The sequence below is a fragment of the Trinickia terrae genome (assembly GCF_005144415.1).
GTDB lineage: Bacteria > Pseudomonadota > Gammaproteobacteria > Burkholderiales > Burkholderiaceae > Trinickia_A > Trinickia_A terrae.
The window spans coordinates 624,977-640,430 of sequence record NZ_SWJE01000001.1 but is presented as its reverse complement, the minus strand read 5'-3'; the positions used below and the strand labels follow the sequence as shown (position 1 = coordinate 640,430).

Here is a 15,454-nt window from a genome sequence, read left to right as displayed (position 1 = left end):
GGCAGCACGATTCCGCCTATTGATTCGCGATCCGAAATATTAATTACCGCGTGGTTTCCTCGCATCAATTCCAGCTTCCGCATCACACTTCGCGGCCCGCCAGAAGCGAAGCCGATCGACATGCCCGGTGAATGCGACTGTCTGAACGACGCACGATACTCACGGTGTGTTGCCAAAACCGCGACACCGCTTAGCGCGTTCTTGCCGGCGACGCCCACTGCATCCGCACCGCTCATTCCTCATCAAACGACGAAAACATCTGCCTTCGGCTAAGATGCCAAGCCATCCGCAGCGGATCCACCACAGGAAGACATTCGATGAGCCCTGCAACAGGAAAGGTCGCCTTGATCACGGGCGCAAGCGCCGGCATCGGGCGCGCCGTCGCGCTCAAGCTGCTGTCGCACGGATACCGCGTCGTGCTGGCCGCGCGCAACCAGGCGGCGCTCGATGCACTCGCCGACGCCGCCCGCCAGCGCGGCGAGGACGCGCTGGCCGTCGCCGCCGACATCACCGATGCGGCAAGCGTCGCCGCGCTGTTCGACGCCACGCGGCAGCGCTACGGACGGCTCGATCTGCTCTTCAACAACGCCGGCCGCAACGCGCCGCCCGTCGAGATCGATCAGCTCGGCGTGGGCGACTGGCGCGCGGTCGTCGACACCAACCTGACCGGCGCGTTCCTCTGCACGCGCGAGGCCTTCGCGATGATGAAATCGCAAGCGCCACGCGGCGGACGCATCATCAACAACGGCTCGATTTCGGCGCACGCGCCCCGCCCCTTCAGCATCGCCTACACGGCGACCAAGCACGCCATCACGGGCCTCACCAAATCGACCTCGCTCGATGGCCGCAAGTACGACATCGTCTGCGGCCAGATCGACATCGGCAACGCCGCCACCGATATGACGGAGCGCATGGCGAAAGGCGTGCCGCAAGCCAACGGCGAGATCGTGCCCGAGCCGACGATGAACGTCGAGCACGTGGCTGCCGCGGTGCTGCACATGGCCGAACTGCCGCTCGAAGCAAACGTGCAGTTCATGACGATCATGGCAAGCAAGATGCCGTATGTCGGGCGGGGTTGAAACGCGGGAGAAGCGCCTTCAGCGCGGCGCGCCGTTCAGCAGCATCCGATACTCGGTCGGCGTGACGCCTACCGTCGCCTTGAACTGCCGCGTAAACGCACTGTGGTCGGTATAGCCGCAGAGCGCGGCGACGTCGGTCACCTTGTCGTTCGAGACGAGCAGCGCCGTGGCCGCATCGAGCCGGGTCTTGAGCAGCACCTGGCGCGGCGTCAGGTGAAACACCTTGTGAAAGTAGCGCTCAAGCTGAGCCACCGACATATCCGCCATCTCCGCAAGCTGCTTCAAGTTCAGCGGCTGCACGTAGTTGTCCTGGATGTATTGCACGACCGCCGCCAGGCGGCTATAGGCCGGATGCGTGCCTTCGTCGGCCTTGAGATCGCGCGAGATGCCGGAAAGTCCCACGATGCCGCCCGACTCGCCGCGCAGCGGCACCTTGGTCGTCAGGCACCAGCCGGGCTGGCGGCCGGGGTAGAGATGCAGCTCGAGCTGGTCGAGCATCGGATTGCCCGCGCCGATGATCGCCTGGTCCTGCGCCGTGTAGACGCTGCCGAAGCGGCGCGGGAAAACGTCTTCCGCGGTCTTGCCGAGCAGCTCGCTTTTCTCCTTGCAGCCACAGCGCCGCGCCAGCGTGCGGTTCACGAGCACGTAGCGCGCCTCGCGGTCCTTCACGAAGAACACCACGTCGGGCAGCGCGTCGAACACGGGCTCGAGCATCGCGTAATGCGCAAGCATGCCGGCAAGCGTGGCCGCCGCGGGCGCGGGCGGCAGGTCGAGGGAGACGTTCGGCGCGAAAGCCTGCGTGTTCATGGTCGAGTGGCCGGGTGGCGCAGCGCAACCGCTGCGCTGTGAAGGTGCGATCGATTATAGGGCTGCGGGGTCGTCATCCGGAGCGGCTGCCATCAGCGTGGCGATCTTCGCGGGACTGAACGGCGGACGCGGCGGCGGCGCATCCCAGCCGCAAGCGGCCCCGCCATTGGTGGCCCCGCCATTGGTGGCCCCGCCATTGGTGGCCCCGCCGAAGTACATGTGCGCCGCCGCGCCGCACGTGCGTCCCTGGCACGCGCCCATGCCGCAGCGCGTGTGCAGCTTCGCGTCGCGCCAGCTCGCGTGGGCCGCGACCTCGCCGAACGTCACGTCCTCACAGCGGCACAGGAGCGTGTCGGCGCTCGGCCGCTCGCAGGCGGCAGCCGAGAGCGCGAAGGCCGTTTCCACACGGCCGGCGAAGCGTGCCCAGCGGGTGCGCGTGCGCAACAGTGCGGATGGAATCCGCGCACCGCTCGCGGCGAGCCCTGCAATCTCGCCTTCTGCGCGCGCCAGCTCCATCCCGCCGACGCCCGTGCATTCGCCCGCCGCAAAGATTCCGTCGACCGACGTACGCTGCATGTCGTCGACCACAATCGCTCCATCCGCCAGCTCGCAGCCGAGCGCGTGAGCGAGCGTCACGTTCGGAAGCAGGCCGTAGCCGCAGGCTACGCGCTCGCAATCAAGCGTCACATCGTGCGTGCCGCGCCGGATCACGACCGCCTCGACGCGCCCTGTGCCGCGCACTTCGCGCACGACGCCGCCGGTCCAATAGCGCAGACCGGCAAAACCTCGCGTCAAACGCGCAGCCTGCCACAGCTTCCCGGGCGTCGCGGCAAGCGCCATGCCGAAACGCGCAACCGCCGCCGCACTCGCCTGCTCGACAACCGCGATCACCTGTGCGCCGGCCTCGCGCGCGGTAGCGAGCGTCGCCATCAGCAACGGCCCGCTGCCCGCGATCACGATGCGTTCGCCGCGCACCGCCACGCCGCCCTTGATCAGCGCCTGCAAGCCGCCCGCGCCGGTCACGCCGGGCAGCGTCCAGCCCGAAAACGGCAACAGGCGCTCGCGCGCGCCGGTCGCGATGACGAGGCGATCGAAAGCCAGCGTGACGCCGCCCTTGTCCGGCGTCTCGATCAACAAAGCGCGCCCAGGCAACGCTGCGATCACGCGCGTCGAGTTGTAAATCGTCACGTGCGGAAAAGCACGCAACGCTGCAAGCGCATCGGCAAGCGGACGCGCCGCGCGCCGCCCCGGCCCCTGCCGCCAGACCTGGCCGCCGGCCCGCGGGTTGTCGTCGAGCACCGCGATCCGTGCGCCGCCAGCCGCCGCCGCGAGCGCCGCGCTCAACCCCGCCGGCCCCGCGCCGGCGATCACGATGTCATAGCCGATGGCCATCACACGGCCCCTGTCTCGATCGTCATGCCGTCGCGGCAAACGGTCTGGCACGCAAGCACGTGGGCGCGGCCGTCGACCGTCACCCGGCACTCCTGGCACACGCCCATGCCACAAACCATAGTGCGCGGCTCGCCGTTCGCCGAGAGACGCGTGCCGCGGATGCCGCCCGCGAGGACGAGCGCCGCCGCCACCGTCGCATATTCCGGCACCTGCAACGGGTGTCCGTCGACGGTCACGCTGACGGGTTCGCGATTCGCCTCACGCATGGCACGCCCCCGAAACCGACCCGATGGAAAAGCGCTCCGGCAGATAAGGTTCGAGCGGAATCGCAGCCTGCGTCCCGGTCAATTGGGCCGCAAGCAGCTTGGCCGTCGCGAGCGAGGTCGTCACGCCGAGGCCCTCGTGCCCCGTCGCGAGCCATACGCCCGGCGCCGCCGCGCCGGCCGGGCCGATGAGCGGCAGGCCGTCCGGCGTCGCCGCGCGAAAACCGGTCCAGGCGCGCAGACCGTGCAGTTCCGGCAGCATCGGCAGATAGCGCGCCGCACGCTTGAGCATGCGGGCAAGCACGGGCATGTCGACTGCGGGATCGATCGTATCGAACTGGCGCGAGGAGCCGATCAAGAGTTGCCCGGTTGGGCGCGGTTGCGCATTGAACGCGACCGAAATGCCCGCCGCATGGTGCGCGCTCTTGATGTAGCCGAGTTCGAGCAGCTGATGCCGAATGATCCCGGGATAGCGATCCGTAATCAGCAAATGTCCTTTTTTAGGCCGCATCGGCAACGCAGGCACGAGACGCCGCGCGCCCATGCCGTTCGCAACCACGATATGCGCGGCGTTCATGCGCCTGCCGTCGGCCAGCGTCGCGTGAGTGGCCTCGACGGCTACAACGTCGTGCGCAGGATGCACGTGAATCCGCTGCGCGCCGGACGATTGCGTGAGCAACCAAACGGCTGCAGCGGGCGCGTAGACGATGCTGTCGTGCTCGACAAGCAATCCCCCGGCGAGCGCCGGCGCAAGTGCCGGCTCGCAACGCCGCAGTTCGCCGGCATCGATCAACTGAGCGGCAACCTGCTGCGCCGAGAACGTGGCATGCATCGCGCGCGCGGCCTCGAATTCCTCGTCATCGGCAGCGACCCAGAGCGTGCCGCAGCGCGAAAACGCGTCGCGAGCACGCAGCCTCGGCGCAAGCTCGAGCCACAAGTCGCGCGAGTAGCGCGAGAGCGCCAGCTCCGCAGGGGAATCGTTCATCACGACCAGATGGCCCATGCCGGCGGCCGTCGCGCCGCCGCCGATGCCGCCCGCGTCGAGCACATCCACCGTCATGCCGCGCGCGGCCAGCTCCGCCGCGCAGGCCGCGCCGACGATCCCCGCGCCGACGATCACGACATCGGCCGTCATGCGCTGGGAATGCCCCAGGCGAACGGATCTTGCGCATCGAAGCACAAGCGCCCTTCCGCCATGATGTGCGCGTGTCCGGTGATGGTCGGCACGATCGTGCCGGCGCGTTCGCCCTCGGCATAGCGCGCTTCGAACACGCTGCCGATGATGCTCTCCTGCCGCCACGCCTCGCCCGAGGCGAGCTTGCCGTCCGCCGCGAGACAGGCGAGCTTTGCGCTCGTGCCGGTGCCGCACGGCGAGCGGTCGTATGCATTGCCGGGGCACAGCACGAAGCTGCGGCTGTCGACGCCGGCTCGCGAGCCGGGGCCGAACAGTTCGATATGGTCGATCAATGCGCCATCCGCACCCGTGATGCGCTGCGAGATCAATGCGTCGCGCACCGTCGACGTGAATGCGGTCAATTCCGCGATATTCGCCGGCGCCAGCGTGCGTCCATGCTCGGAGACGAGAAAGAACCAATTGCCGCCCCAGGCGATATCGCCGGTCAACGACCCATGCCCCGGCACCTCGACCGTCACGGCTTGCCGGTAGCGATACGCGGGAACGTTCTGCACCGACACGCTGCGATCGCCGTTGAGCGTCGCCTCGACGATGCCGACCGGCGTCTCGATCCGGTGGCGGCCGGGCGCGATCCGCCCCATGTGCGCAAGCGAAACGACGAGGCCGATGGTGCCGTGCCCGCACATGCCGAGGTAGCCTACATTGTTGAAGTAGATGACGCCCGCGGCACAGGAAGGATCGTGCGGCTCGCAGAGCAGCGCGCCGACGATGACGTCGGAGCCGCGCGGCTCGGTCACGATGCCCGCGCGCCAGGCGTCGTGACGCTCACGCAGGATGGCAAGCCGCTCGGCGAGCGGGCCGCGGCCGAGATCCGGGCCGCCGGACACGACGAGGCGGGTAGGCTCGCCGCCCGTGTGCGAATCGATGATGTCGACAGTTTTCATGGGACTCATGTTAGGAACGCGCCGGCCTGCCGTCTTGGCGGCGTTGCGCGCCCGGCATGACGATTTCAGCACAAATCCCGACGCACGCGGCTATGCCGAAATCGTCACCCGGCACGCGCGATTGGCGCAAGACGGCACGATTTTCGATGCTTACACTGCGATTCAATCGTTTATCGGCCTGGCTTGCTCTGCATGGGATCAGAGTAAGCGCTGAAGCGCTGGCTCTGTTCGACAAAGGAGACATGAAATGGCACATATCTGGGAAGGCGTACTACCCGCGGTCACGACCAAGTTCCACGCGGATTTCAGCATAGACCATGCGTGGACGAAGAAGAACATCGAGGCACAGATCGAGGCCGGCGTGGACGGCATCATCGTGTGCGGCTCGCTCGGCGAGGCCTCGACACTCTCGCTCGACGAAAAGCTCGAAGTGCTCGACCTCGCCGTCGATGCGTCGCACGGCCGGGTGCCGGTGCTGCTGACGGTCGCCGAGAACAGCACGCTCGACGGCTGCCGCCAGGTCGAGCGCGGCGCACAGCGCGGCGCGTCGGGCTACATGGTGCTGCCGGGCTTGCGCTATCTGTCGGACCGGCGCGAGACGCTGCATCACTTCCGCACGGTGGCGAACGCCAGCCCGCTGCCGCTGATGATCTACAACAATCCGCTCGCCTACGGCGTCGACATGACGCCCGACATGTTCGCGGAGATCGCCGACGAAAAGAAAATCGTCGCGATCAAGGAGTCGTGCGGCGACGTGCGGCGCGTCACCGACCTCATCAACGCGGTCGGCGACCGCTATGCGATCTTCTGCGGTGTCGACAACCTCGCGATGGAAGCGCTGCTGATGGGCGCGCACGGCTGGGTGGCGGGGCTCGTCTGCGCGTTCCCGCGCGAGACGGTCGCGATCTACAAGCTCGTCAAGGCGGGGCGGCTTGAGGAAGCGCGCAAGATCTACCGCTGGTTCGCGCCGCTCCTGGCGCTCGATGTCTCGGCCAAGCTCGTGCAGAACATCAAGCTCGCCGAGGCGATCGTCGGCCTCGGCACGGAGCCGGTGCGCCTGCCGCGGCTGCCGCTCGAGGGCGTTGAGCGCAAGGCCGTGGAGACGCTGATCCGGCACGCGATCGAAACGCGGCCGGCGCTGCCTTCGCTCTGAATCATGCCGCTGCGGTACGTGTGCCCGCGCGTGCCGCCTCCCCGCCCTTCGCTATCGATCGCTCGTCGCGTTGTTCACATACATTGACTGAATCCCCACCCGCCCAGGGCCGGTGAAACGATTCACCGTGAAGTTGAAACCGGCGCCGAACATGCCGCTCGTCAGCCGGTCGATGACGGTCTCCATCTTGACCTGCGGGTCCTTGTAGAGCCAGCCGCCGGGCTCGACGTCGATCGTCTCGCCCGGCTCGAGCGTCTTCTCGAAGACGTTGCCGTAGCCGTGCAGCCAGAGCACGCCGTCGCCGCCGTGGCCGTGAAACTTGTCGACGAAGAAGCCCGTCTGGCCGAACAGCATGTTCACGATGCCGCGAATCCGCTCGTACGTGTACTCGATATTGGACGTCGCGGCGAGGAACTGATGCTCGCGCACGTGCAGCTCCTCGCCCGCGCGCAGGTGAATCGGCACCACGTGGCCGGCGCCGTCGCGGCTGAAGGCGATGATGCCGTCGCCGCTCGCTTCGGTGACGAACACCTGCATGCCCGCGAGCATCCGCTTGACCGCCCCCTTGACGGCCTTGATGCCGATCCGGACATTCGAATGCTTCCATAGCAGGATGTGGTGCTCGAAGTACACGGGCTGCCTCGATACGTCGACCGACAACACCGGCACCAGCTCGCCGCCGATGTGATAGGTGACGCCGCCGAAGTTTTCATCGGACGCCGCCGTGGGCAAAAGACGCGGTAGTTCGTTCATCGTTGTGGTCCCTGTCTGTCTATTCGATCCATGCACGATGCAAGCGCGACGCGTGCGCTTGCAAGGTCGCGCCGGCGCAGGTCCCGGCAAGCGCCGGAGGCCAGCGTAACACCACTGTCAGCGCAAGAAGCGGATATCGATCGCCATGGGCATATGTGATGCTGCGAGCGTCCTATGTTCCATTCAGCCGCAGGCGAACGATGCGGCATCGACAATTCAGGCGAGCCCGAAACGTCGACACGTGCGCGAGCCTTACGATGGGTTCATTCCTTCTGCGCCCAATCCCATGGAAACGACTCAGCCCATCTTCACGCCCACGATCGCCCGCATCCTCGCGACCGTGAGCGTCGCCTTCGTCGTGACGCAGCTCGACGTCACGATCGTCAACATCGCCCTGCCGCGCATCGGCTCGGACCTGCACGCCGACGTCGCGAAACTGCAATGGATCGTCGATGCCTATACGCTCGCGTTCGCCGTGCTGATGCTCTCGGGCGGCGTGCTCGGCGACCGCTTCGGCGCGCGGCGCCTGTTCGCCGGCGGCATCGCGCTCTTCGCACTGGCCTCGCTCGCCTGCGGGCTCGCGCCGAACGTGGCGACGCTGATCGGCGCGCGCGCCCTGCAAGGCGTCAGCGCCGCGGCGATGCTGCCGAACTCGCTCGCGCTGCTCAATCAGGCATGCCGGCACGATCCGCGCTTGCGGGCGCGCGCGGTCGGGCTGTGGACCGCGTCGGGCGCGGTATCGATCGCGGCCGGCCCGATTGCGGGCGGCCTGCTGATCGCGGCGCTTGGCTGGCGCAGCATCTTTCTCGTCAATCTGCCGATCTGCGCGGCGGGCCTGCTGGCCACGTTCGCCTGGGTGCCTGCTCCGGCCCCGAGGCCGCGCTTGGCGACGCACGCGCGCACCGGCGGCATCGACCTGCCGGGCCAGTGCCTCGCAATCGTCGCGCTGACCGCTTTCACTGGCGCCGTGATCGAATTGCGCCCGCTCGGCTTCGCTCATCCTCTGATTGCCGGAAGCTTCGCGCTCGCACTGATCGCGACCGTCGCGTTCCTCGCCGTGCAGGCGAAGAGCGACATGCCCATGCTGCCGCTGCCGCTCTTTCGCGATGCCACGTTCAGCGCCGCCGTGCTGTTCGGGGTCTGCGTCAATTTTGCTTACTACGGGATGGTCTTCGTGCTGAGCCTCTTCCTGCAGCGCGTGCATGGCGATACGCCGTTGCAGGCCGGTCTCGCGTTCCTGCCGCTGACAGGCGGCTTTCTGATTTCCAACGTCGCGAGCGGCTGGGTGGTCGGGCGCTACGGCCCGCGCGTGCCGATGATCGCGGGCGCGGCAACCGCCGCGCTCGGTTATGCCCTTCTCCGCGCGACCCAGGCCGCCACGCCGACCCTGGCGCTGTTGTTTCCATTCCTGCTGATCCCGTCGGGCATGGGCCTCGCGGTGCCGGCGATGACGACGGCCATCCTCGCGTCGGTCGAGCCTCAGCGCGCCGGCACGGCATCGGCTGTGCTCAATACCGCACGGCAGGCGGGCGGCGCGGTCGGCGTCGCGGCGTTCGGCGCGCTCGCGAGCAGCGAAGCCGCCTCGCACGTGGTGTCCGGCTTGCAGGTGTCGGCGCTCATTGCCGCGGGATTGCTGGTGGCGGGCGGTGTGCTTGCCTGCTTCATTCATCCGCACTCGCATCGGCGCGAACCGGTTCGGCCGGCTGCCGCCGTGGCGCCGTCCGGTCGCGGGGAATAGCGTGCGATGGGCGAGGCCCAAGGCCTCTTCATACGAATAGTGACAAGCCTTAGAGCGTCGCGTTCTGAATCGCGCCCGTGTCGAGCGCGCGCTCGATCAGTCCTTCGTCTTTCGTCTTGCGGATCGCGTCGGCGAGCAGCACGTCGGGCGCTTCGATTTCGGCGCGGATCGCACCGAACAATCCGGACGCATCGAGGACCACCAGCGTCTCCGCCGAATCCTCGCGGCTGATGATCACGCGATGCTTCGACTCCCCCTCGCCGAGACTTGCGCAAAACGACATCTTCTCGCCGCCGATCACGTGCTCGAAGTTCAGAATCATCGCTACCCTCCGTCCAGAGCGCTCGATCCCCGATGTCAAGCAAGCGCTGTGCTAGGGCCTGCTCACACTAACAACAGGCCCAGGGCGCGGGGCGGCCCGGCTCAACGCAGCCCGCGTCCTCCGCGCGGGGTGCGCGCGCCGTCGATGCTGAGGCCGCCGGCGCCCGTCACGAACAGCAGCAGAAAGCCGCCGGCCATCGCCACGTTTTTCCAGAAGTGAATCAGCATGTCACGCTGCATGGCCGCATCGCTCACGTTCCAGAAGTCGTGGCCGAGCACCGCGGTGACGATGCAGTAGACCGCCATGAAAATGCCAAGCGGCCGGATCTTGAAGCCGAGCACCAGGAACAGGCCGCCCAGCACTTCGACTGCCACGGCGAGCGGCGCACCGACCTGTACGAACGGCACGCCCTTCGCTTGCAAATAGCCGACAAAGCCCGCATACCCCAGCAGTTTCATCACGCCGCTCCAGAGGAACAGGATCGCAAGCGCGACGCGCGCAATGAAAATAACGCCGGAATCGACGGGACGCGTCATGAGGTGGCTCCTGGAATCAATCGAATGAAGAATGGCTTGTAAAAACGACACGCCCGACAAGCGCGTTCTGCATCGACCTGCGCACGCCGCGCGAGTTCAACGCGGCCGCCAAGCGGCGGGAAACGCATCGCGTGGCGCCGGCGCGAGCGCATTCAGCGTGGCGAGGCCGGCGCGGGCGAGTCCGGAGCCAGGATGACGCCCTTCGTGAAGACGAAGCAGCCGTAGCCGCGCAGCTCGCCGGTCGCGATCACGCAGTAGGCTTTGCGTGCGCGCGCATAGAACGCGTGGCGCTCGATCGACGCAAACGGCACGTCACGCCCTTCGGCGGTATTCACTTCGGCCTGCGCCTCGCGCTGCACGATGGGAATGGTGCCGGGTTCGCCGACCACCTCCATGCGCATCGCAGGCGCGTCGACATAGGTATCGAGCGGCAGCACCGACAGCACCGCGCGCACGGCGCGCGCCGAATCCGCGCCGTCGAGGCGCAGCAGCTTGCCGAGCACCGTTGCGCGCGCAACGGAATCGGCGGGGAAATTCGCGTCGCAGATGACCACCTCGTCGCCGTGCCCCATCGAGCTCAGCGCGTGCAGCACGTCGGCGTTCAAGAGCGGGTCCAGGTTCTTCAGCACGCGGCCTCCCCGGAGCACTTCGAACGATTGCGCGTGTAGGTCGTGTTCAAACTGTCTTCTCCGTTGTTTTGTGCAATGCACCGCAAAAGCGGAGCGCGGGTTCGCAGGCATCGTACCCCTCGCACAGCGTCATCACAACGCGTTGCCGCGATTATTTCCCGGCAGCTTCCAACGCGTCCCGATCCCTGGGATGCCGCTGTTTGCGCTCGCAGCATCCATCTCGTCCAGCCGACGAGCGCCAGCAGCACGAGCCCCATCGCTCCCAGCACCGGCTCACGCAGCGACGCGTAGGCGGCGAAGGCGAAGAGCCGTCCTCCCGCGAGCAGCGCAAAACCGGCGACCGTGCTCGAGAGCGCATCGAGCGAACGCTGCGCGCGCAAGCGGACGAAGGCAATGGGCTCGGCCATGATGCGGTTCTCCTTGTTTCGTTAGCGGTTCATCTCACGCCATGCCCGGCGCTGCATCGAGAAACCCGGTGACGGCGGCGAGCCGCCCCGATGCGTCGACGACGCCGAAGTCCGAGCCCTTGACGATCGCGTCGCCGTCGGGCGTGCGCAGCTCCCAGGAGAAGCGCAGGCGGTTGCCGAAGCCGTCGACGTCGGTCGTGCGGCGGAACGTGTGGCGCGGGAAGCGCTCGTGGACGGCGCGGATCATCGCGTCGATGCCGTCGTGGCCATCGCCGGTCAGAAGCGGATCGGCATAGGAGGCCTCGGCGGCCCAGGTCGAAGCGATCAGCTCGCGCCGATGCGCGGCGTCAGGCTCGTTCCATGCTTCGAAGTAGCGGTCGATCAATTCGATATGCGGGTTCATGCCGGGCTCCTTGAAAAGGGATGCGGTGAGTCGAGATCGTTCGAGGTTCGCGAGGCGATTGCGGCTCGCTTGAGACGAAGGATCGGCGAAGGCGCGCGGCGGGTCGATTACGCGGGAGGTAATGCTTTTGCCCGCCGCTCTCGCGAGACATGCGGATGGGAGCGGCATCGAGCGCTCGATGCGCTTCTTCGGCGCAGCAATATCGATATTCGAAAAAATTCGTTCGGCTTGGCCCGCGGATTGCCGACACTGGTTCACCGGCTCGTTGCCAGCCGGTTTCCATACTGAACGTTGCATCTGGAAGGAGACTCTCGATGCCAACCTGGAAGCCCGATCCGACCTTCTATCCGTCCGCACGCCTGGCGGGCAGCGCCCCCAAGGAAACGCTTGCCTATGTCGCGAGCTTCGATCCCACGCGGCAGACGCCCGACGCGCTCGACATCGTCGACCTCGACTCCGCTTCGCCCGACTACGCCCGCATCGTCAACCGCGTGGTGATGCCGAACCTCGGCGACGAGCTCCATCACTTCGGCTGGAACGCCTGCAGCTCCTGCCTGTGCCCGAACGCGCCGCATCCGCATTCGGAGCGGCGCTATCTCGTCGTGCCCGGGCTGCGCTCGTCGCGCATCCACGTCCTCGACACGAAGCCCGACCCGCGCCATCCGCAGATCGTGCGCGTGCTGGAGCCCGCGGAAGTGGCCGAGCGCGCGGGCTACACGCGGCCGCATACGGTCCATTGCGGGCCCGAGGGCATCTACGTGGTGTCGCTCGCGAACGCGCAGGGCGAAGCGCCGGGCGGCATCTTCCTGATGGACCACCAGACTTTCGACATCCGCGGCCAATGGGAAATCGACCGCGGCCCGCAGCAGCTCGCCTACGACGGCTGGTGGCATCTCGGCTACGACACGCTGGTGACGAGCGAATGGGGGCTGCCCGCCACCTTCGAAAACGGCCTCGTGCCCGAGGTGCTGCTGGGCGGGCAATACGGCCACCGTTTGCACTTCTGGGACCTGCATACGCGCAAGCACAAGCAGGTGATCGATTTCGGCGCGGAGAACCAGCTCGTATTCGAGCTGCGTCCCGCGCACAATCCGACGCGCGCCTACGGCTTCGTCAACTCGGTGATCAGCTTGAAGGACTTGTCCGCATCGATCTGGACCTGGTACCGCGAAGGCGGCCAATGGGCCGCGCGCAAGGTGATCGAGATCCCGGCCGAGCCCGCGGACCCCGACCTGCTGCCGCCAATGCTCAAAGGCTTCGGCGCCGTGCCGCCGCTCGTGACGGACATCGCGCTATCGCTCGACGACCGCTTTCTCTACGTGTCGTGCTGGGGCACCGGCGACCTCAAGCAGTATGACGTGTCCGATCCGCACGCGCCGAAGCTCACGGGCAGCGTGCGCATCGGCGGCATCGCGGCGCGCGCGACGCATCCGAAAGCCGGCGCTCGCAAGCTGAACGGCGGGCCGCAGATGGTCGAGGTGAGCCGCGACGGCAGCCGCGTCTACTTCACGAACTCGCTCTACGGCGCGATCGACGAGCAGTTCTATCCCGACGGCATCGACGGCTGGATGGTGAAGCTCGACGCCTCGCCCGCGGGCGGCTTGTCGTTCGACGAGCGGTTTTTCATCGAATGGCCGAAGACGCACCGGCCGCACCAGATCCGTCTCGAAGGCGGCGACGCGTCGTCCGATTCGTATTGCTATCCGTGACGCCATGCGCGCGAGAACGAGAGCATCGTGAACAGCCTCTTCGACAGCGGATCGGCCGCGACGTGGGCGGCCATCGTCGGCAGCGGCGTCTTTCACGGCGTCAATCCGGCAATGGGCTGGCTCTTCGCGACCGCGCTCGGCATGCAGCGCGGCAGCCGCGCCGCGCTTTTGATGGCGCTGCCGCCGCTCGCGCTCGGGCACGCGGCGGCGATCCTGCTCTTCACGAGCTCCGCCGCTGCGCTCGGCGCATGGCGGGCGGCGCTGCCGCTCAATCTGTGCCTGGGCGCGCTGCTGATCGGCTGGGCGCTGTATCGGCATCTGTACGGACATCGGCATCGGGTGCGCGTCGGCATGACGGCGGGATTCGCGGGCCTCACGGCATGGTCCGCGGCGATGGCGGCGATGCACGGCGCGGGGCTCATGCTGATGCCGGCGATGCTGCCGCTGTGCGGCGCGGGCTCGGGGTTCGGCTCAGCCTCGAATCTGCTGATCCCGCTGCAATTCACCGTCGCCCATACCGTCGTGACGCTCGCCACGACCGCGGCGATCGCGCTCGCCGCGTACGAATATCTGGGACTCGGCGTCCTGCGGCGCGGCTGGATCAATTTCGACTGGCTCTGGTGCGGCGCGCTCGCCACGACGGGCGCCGTGCTCATCGCGAGCGGCTGAGACCAACTTCACGCCCTCACGCCTTCACACCTTCACGCCGGCGACCGCGCACAGGCACTCGGCGAACCGCGCGGTCGCCGCCTGCTGACTCAGGCTTTTCCGTTCGACAAGACCGATCTCGCGGTAAAAACCTTCTTCGCCGAGCGCGATCGTCGCGACCGTGCGCGGAATCCGCAGCGCGGACGATTGCGGCACGATGGCGACACCCGCGCCTTGCGCGACGAGCCCGACGATGCCCTGCAGCTCGTCGAGCTCGACCGCATCCTGCACCGTGAGCCGCGCCTTGCGCAGGAAGCGATCGACGAGACGCCCGCCGAACGAATTCCGGTCGTAGCGGATGAAGGGCTCCGAGCGCAGCAGCTCGCGCCACGGCTCTTTGGCGAGCTCGCGCGGCGCCAGCAAGACGAAAGGCTCGGCGAGCAGCGTGCGCCACTTGAGCTCGGCCGGCATCGCGAATGGCGGCTTGATCATCACCGCGGCATCCACTTCGCCCGCGTCGACCTGCGCGAGCAGATTGAGCGACACGCCGGGAATCACGCGCACCCGCCAGCCGGGCGCGTCGCGCCGGAACCGCGCGATGGCCTCGATGAGGAACGAGGTTTGCGCCGACGCGATCGCGCCGATGCGCAAGACGCCGAAACGCTCCGCCGCGTCGCCGCGGCCCCCGAGCTTTCCATACACCGACAACAGCTCCTCGGCGACCTCCACCGCCTGCCGGCCGGCGGCGTTGAGCGTCGCGGAGCGGCCGGTGCGGTCGAACAGCGGGAAGCCGAGATCGTCCTCGAGCCGCTGGATCTGGGCGCTGACCGCCGATTGCGTGAGACCGATATGCGAGCCCGCGCTCGCGAAGGTGCCGTAGCGCACCACGGCAAGAAAGGTTTTCAGTTCGCGCAGCATGGCATCGATTGATCGAAATTTTTGTTGCTCAGGCCAAAAAGATATCGTTATTCACGGGTTTTTGTCATTACTAGACTGGCCTCCATGACATGACTCCGCTTTACGCCGGATTCACGCCGGACCGCGCGCACAGCGCGCTTTCTCACCCACAAGGCCCATCATGAGCAATACGACCGCCGTCCTTTGTCCCTTCCACCTTGCGTTTCCGGTGCACAGCATCGCCGCCGCGCGCGAGTTCTACGGCGATCTGCTCGGCTGCCCCGAGGGCCGCAGCGCCGACGACTGGGTCGATTTCAACTTCTACGGCCATCAGATCGTCGCGCACCTCGCGCCCGAGGAAGTGGGCCACCGCAAGACGAGCGCCGTCGACGGCGACGCCGTGCCGGTCCGCCACTTCGGCGTCGTGCTGCCGATGGACCAATGGCAGGCGGCGGCGGACAAGCTGACCGCCGCCGGCGTGTCCTTCATCATCGAGCCGCATATCCGCTTCAAGGGCGAAGTCGGCGAGCAGGCGACGATGTTCTTCCTCGATCCGTCGGGCAACGCGCTCGAGATCAAGGCGTTCGCCAATATCGCCTCGCTGTTCGCGAAGTAAAGCGCAACGCCGGCGAGCCGCCA

At 67.2% G+C, this 15,454-nt stretch carries 19 protein-coding genes; 7 read left to right on the top strand and 12 right to left on the bottom strand.

Annotated features, from left to right (window positions below; translation table 11 throughout):
* The first annotated feature begins 317 nt into the window (after positions 1–317).
* Positions 318–1,079 carry an SDR family oxidoreductase gene (locus tag FAZ69_RS02910; protein WP_136892415.1) on the top strand — a complete coding sequence of 254 codons (762 nt, stop codon included), beginning with the start codon at positions 318–320 and terminating at the stop codon, positions 1,077–1,079.
* An 18-nt stretch (positions 1,080–1,097) separates the two neighbouring features.
* On the opposite strand, the gene FAZ69_RS02905 is transcribed toward FAZ69_RS02910, so the two are convergent.
* Genes FAZ69_RS02905 through FAZ69_RS02885 form a run of 5 tightly spaced genes read right to left on the bottom strand, consistent with a single transcriptional unit; the run spans position 1,098 to position 5,629 of the window.
* The gene (locus FAZ69_RS02905; RefSeq protein WP_136892414.1) at positions 1,098–1,886 is read right to left on the bottom strand and encodes an AraC family transcriptional regulator; all 789 of its coding nucleotides are present in this window, start codon (positions 1,884–1,886) and stop codon (positions 1,098–1,100) included.
* Positions 1,887–1,940: 54 nt separating this feature from the next.
* Positions 1,941–3,278 carry an FAD-dependent oxidoreductase gene (locus tag FAZ69_RS02900; RefSeq protein WP_136892413.1) on the bottom strand — a complete coding sequence of 446 codons (1,338 nt, stop codon included), beginning with the start codon at positions 3,276–3,278 and terminating at the stop codon, positions 1,941–1,943.
* The gene (locus tag FAZ69_RS02895; RefSeq protein WP_136892412.1) at positions 3,278–3,544 is read right to left on the bottom strand and encodes a 2Fe-2S iron-sulfur cluster-binding protein; all 267 of its coding nucleotides are present in this window, start codon (positions 3,542–3,544) and stop codon (positions 3,278–3,280) included. Before FAZ69_RS02895 ends, FAZ69_RS02900 begins: the two co-directional genes overlap by 1 nt.
* Positions 3,537–4,676, bottom strand: a complete 1,140-nt coding sequence (locus tag FAZ69_RS02890) for an NAD(P)/FAD-dependent oxidoreductase (RefSeq protein ID WP_136892411.1) — start codon at positions 4,674–4,676, stop codon at positions 3,537–3,539. Before FAZ69_RS02890 ends, FAZ69_RS02895 begins: the two co-directional genes overlap by 8 nt.
* Positions 4,673–5,629: a 4-hydroxyproline epimerase gene (locus tag FAZ69_RS02885; protein ID WP_136892410.1), complete on the bottom strand. Its 957-nt coding sequence runs from the start codon at positions 5,627–5,629 to the stop codon at positions 4,673–4,675. Before FAZ69_RS02885 ends, FAZ69_RS02890 begins: the two co-directional genes overlap by 4 nt.
* Here FAZ69_RS02885 and FAZ69_RS02880 point away from each other — a divergent pair.
* Entirely contained in the window at positions 5,619–5,834 is a 216-nt protein-coding gene (locus FAZ69_RS02880; protein ID WP_136892409.1) for a hypothetical protein, read from the top strand. The two genes, FAZ69_RS02885 and FAZ69_RS02880, sit on opposite strands and share 11 nt — an antisense overlap.
* Positions 5,835–5,867: 33 nt before the next feature.
* Positions 5,868–6,773, top strand: a complete 906-nt coding sequence (locus FAZ69_RS02875) for a dihydrodipicolinate synthase family protein (protein WP_136892408.1) — start codon at positions 5,868–5,870, stop codon at positions 6,771–6,773.
* A 51-nt stretch (positions 6,774–6,824) separates the two neighbouring features.
* On the opposite strand, the gene FAZ69_RS02870 is transcribed toward FAZ69_RS02875, so the two are convergent.
* Positions 6,825–7,526 (bottom strand): AIM24 family protein, encoded by a 702-nt coding sequence (locus FAZ69_RS02870; RefSeq protein ID WP_136892407.1) that lies wholly within the window; start codon positions 7,524–7,526, stop codon positions 6,825–6,827.
* Between the two features lie 286 nt (positions 7,527–7,812).
* Between FAZ69_RS02870 and FAZ69_RS02865 the strand changes: the two genes are divergently transcribed.
* Positions 7,813–9,264, top strand: coding sequence for an MFS transporter (locus FAZ69_RS02865; protein ID WP_136892406.1), 1,452 nt, complete (start codon positions 7,813–7,815; stop codon positions 9,262–9,264).
* A 49-nt stretch (positions 9,265–9,313) separates the two neighbouring features.
* On the opposite strand, the gene FAZ69_RS02860 is transcribed toward FAZ69_RS02865, so the two are convergent.
* The 5 genes from FAZ69_RS02860 to FAZ69_RS02840 all read right to left on the bottom strand — a co-directional run bounded on the left by FAZ69_RS02860 (position 9,314) and on the right by FAZ69_RS02840 (position 11,561).
* Positions 9,314–9,586, bottom strand: coding sequence for a hypothetical protein (locus tag FAZ69_RS02860; protein WP_136892405.1), 273 nt, complete (start codon positions 9,584–9,586; stop codon positions 9,314–9,316).
* A gap of 101 nt (positions 9,587–9,687) precedes the next feature.
* Positions 9,688–10,122 carry a DoxX family protein gene (locus tag FAZ69_RS02855; RefSeq protein WP_136892404.1) on the bottom strand — a complete coding sequence of 145 codons (435 nt, stop codon included), beginning with the start codon at positions 10,120–10,122 and terminating at the stop codon, positions 9,688–9,690.
* A 152-nt stretch (positions 10,123–10,274) separates the two neighbouring features.
* Positions 10,275–10,751, bottom strand: coding sequence for an RbsD/FucU family protein (locus FAZ69_RS02850; protein WP_136892403.1), 477 nt, complete (start codon positions 10,749–10,751; stop codon positions 10,275–10,277).
* Positions 10,745–11,158 carry a hypothetical protein gene (locus tag FAZ69_RS33730; RefSeq protein WP_240702075.1) on the bottom strand — a complete coding sequence of 138 codons (414 nt, stop codon included), beginning with the start codon at positions 11,156–11,158 and terminating at the stop codon, positions 10,745–10,747. Before FAZ69_RS33730 ends, FAZ69_RS02850 begins: the two co-directional genes overlap by 7 nt.
* Before the next feature lie 34 nt (positions 11,159–11,192).
* Positions 11,193–11,561 (bottom strand): nuclear transport factor 2 family protein, encoded by a 369-nt coding sequence (locus tag FAZ69_RS02840; RefSeq protein ID WP_136892402.1) that lies wholly within the window; start codon positions 11,559–11,561, stop codon positions 11,193–11,195.
* Positions 11,562–11,875: 314 nt separating this feature from the next.
* Here FAZ69_RS02840 and FAZ69_RS02835 point away from each other — a divergent pair, with 314 nt between their 5' ends.
* Together FAZ69_RS02835 and FAZ69_RS02830 are read left to right on the top strand one after the other, a co-directional pair.
* A complete protein-coding gene (locus FAZ69_RS02835; RefSeq protein ID WP_136892401.1) occupies positions 11,876–13,270 on the top strand; it encodes a selenium-binding family protein in 1,395 nt (464 codons plus the stop codon).
* Positions 13,271–13,297: 27 nt separating this feature from the next.
* Positions 13,298–13,939: a hypothetical protein gene (locus tag FAZ69_RS02830; RefSeq protein ID WP_169708530.1), complete on the top strand. Its 642-nt coding sequence runs from the start codon at positions 13,298–13,300 to the stop codon at positions 13,937–13,939.
* 24 nt (positions 13,940–13,963) lie between these two features.
* Here the strand turns inward: FAZ69_RS02830 and FAZ69_RS02825 are convergent, their stop codons facing one another.
* Entirely contained in the window at positions 13,964–14,836 is an 873-nt protein-coding gene (locus FAZ69_RS02825; RefSeq protein WP_136892400.1) for a LysR family transcriptional regulator, read from the bottom strand.
* A gap of 160 nt (positions 14,837–14,996) precedes the next feature.
* On the opposite strand from FAZ69_RS02825, the gene FAZ69_RS02820 reads away from it, so the two are divergent.
* Positions 14,997–15,431 (top strand): VOC family protein, encoded by a 435-nt coding sequence (locus FAZ69_RS02820; RefSeq protein WP_136892399.1) that lies wholly within the window; start codon positions 14,997–14,999, stop codon positions 15,429–15,431.
* Positions 15,432–15,454 lie beyond the last annotated feature (23 nt).

Bases quoted from the DNA above. Each gene is read 5' to 3' on its own strand.
- FAZ69_RS02910 (WP_136892415.1), top strand. From the start codon at position 318: ATGAGCCCTGCAACAGGAAAGGTCGCCTTGATCACGGGCGCAAGCGCC.
- FAZ69_RS02905 (WP_136892414.1), bottom strand. From the start codon at position 1,886: ATGAACACGCAGGCTTTCGCGCCGAACGTCTCCCTCGACCTGCCGCCC.
- FAZ69_RS02900 (WP_136892413.1), bottom strand. From the start codon at position 3,278: ATGGCCATCGGCTATGACATCGTGATCGCCGGCGCGGGGCCGGCGGGG.
- FAZ69_RS02895 (WP_136892412.1), bottom strand. From the start codon at position 3,544: ATGCGTGAGGCGAATCGCGAACCCGTCAGCGTGACCGTCGACGGACAC.
- FAZ69_RS02890 (WP_136892411.1), bottom strand. From the start codon at position 4,676: ATGACGGCCGATGTCGTGATCGTCGGCGCGGGGATCGTCGGCGCGGCC.
- FAZ69_RS02880 (WP_136892409.1), top strand. From the start codon at position 5,619: ATGGGACTCATGTTAGGAACGCGCCGGCCTGCCGTCTTGGCGGCGTTG.
- FAZ69_RS02885 (WP_136892410.1), bottom strand. From the start codon at position 5,629: ATGAGTCCCATGAAAACTGTCGACATCATCGATTCGCACACGGGCGGC.
- FAZ69_RS02875 (WP_136892408.1), top strand. From the start codon at position 5,868: ATGGCACATATCTGGGAAGGCGTACTACCCGCGGTCACGACCAAGTTC.
- FAZ69_RS02870 (WP_136892407.1), bottom strand. From the start codon at position 7,526: ATGAACGAACTACCGCGTCTTTTGCCCACGGCGGCGTCCGATGAAAAC.
- FAZ69_RS02865 (WP_136892406.1), top strand. From the start codon at position 7,813: ATGGAAACGACTCAGCCCATCTTCACGCCCACGATCGCCCGCATCCTC.
- FAZ69_RS02860 (WP_136892405.1), bottom strand. From the start codon at position 9,586: ATGATTCTGAACTTCGAGCACGTGATCGGCGGCGAGAAGATGTCGTTT.
- FAZ69_RS02855 (WP_136892404.1), bottom strand. From the start codon at position 10,122: ATGACGCGTCCCGTCGATTCCGGCGTTATTTTCATTGCGCGCGTCGCG.
- FAZ69_RS33730 (WP_240702075.1), bottom strand. From the start codon at position 11,158: ATGGCCGAGCCCATTGCCTTCGTCCGCTTGCGCGCGCAGCGTTCGCTC.
- FAZ69_RS02840 (WP_136892402.1), bottom strand. From the start codon at position 11,561: ATGAACCCGCATATCGAATTGATCGACCGCTACTTCGAAGCATGGAAC.
- FAZ69_RS02835 (WP_136892401.1), top strand. From the start codon at position 11,876: ATGCCAACCTGGAAGCCCGATCCGACCTTCTATCCGTCCGCACGCCTG.
- FAZ69_RS02825 (WP_136892400.1), bottom strand. From the start codon at position 14,836: ATGCTGCGCGAACTGAAAACCTTTCTTGCCGTGGTGCGCTACGGCACC.
- FAZ69_RS02820 (WP_136892399.1), top strand. From the start codon at position 14,997: ATGAGCAATACGACCGCCGTCCTTTGTCCCTTCCACCTTGCGTTTCCG.